The sequence below is a fragment of the Aromatoleum evansii genome, from assembly GCF_012910805.1.
In the GTDB taxonomy this organism is placed as follows: Bacteria; Pseudomonadota; Gammaproteobacteria; order Burkholderiales; family Rhodocyclaceae; genus Aromatoleum; species Aromatoleum evansii.
The window spans coordinates 1-409 of record NZ_WTVK01000269.1 but is presented as its reverse complement, the minus strand read 5'-3'; the positions used below and the strand labels follow the sequence as shown (position 1 = coordinate 409).

The 409-nt window shown below is 62.6% G+C and carries 1 protein-coding gene; it reads left to right on the top strand.

Features of this window, described 5'->3' with window-relative positions:
* Nucleotides 1-409 (top strand): mechanosensitive ion channel family protein (locus tag GO615_RS28260; protein WP_169133108.1); only part of this gene is annotated, 409 nt, incomplete at both ends.

The window sequence follows — 409 nt, the reverse complement described above, 5'->3', positions numbered from 1 at the left end:
GTGGCTGAGCAATATCGCCAGCAATTTCATCGACGGCCAGATCACGCGCTCGACCGACCTGACCCCGTCGATCCAGGTGTTGCTGGTCAAGATCATTCGCATCGGCCTGATGGTGATCGCGGTCGCCATTGCGTTGAGCGCGGTCGGCATCAACCTGTCGGCGCTTGCGGTGCTGTCCGGCGCGGTCGGCGTCGGCATCGGTTTCGGCCTGCAGAAGATCGTCGCCAACTTCATCTCGGGCATCATTCTGCTGGTCGACAAATCGGTGAAGCCGGGCGACCTCGTCACCATCGGCGACAGCCAGGGCCGTATCAGTGCGATGAAGACCCGCTACATCTCGGTCGCCGCCGGCGACGGCCGCGAGTTCCTGATCCCGAACGAGGACCTGGTGACACAGAAGGTCACCAAC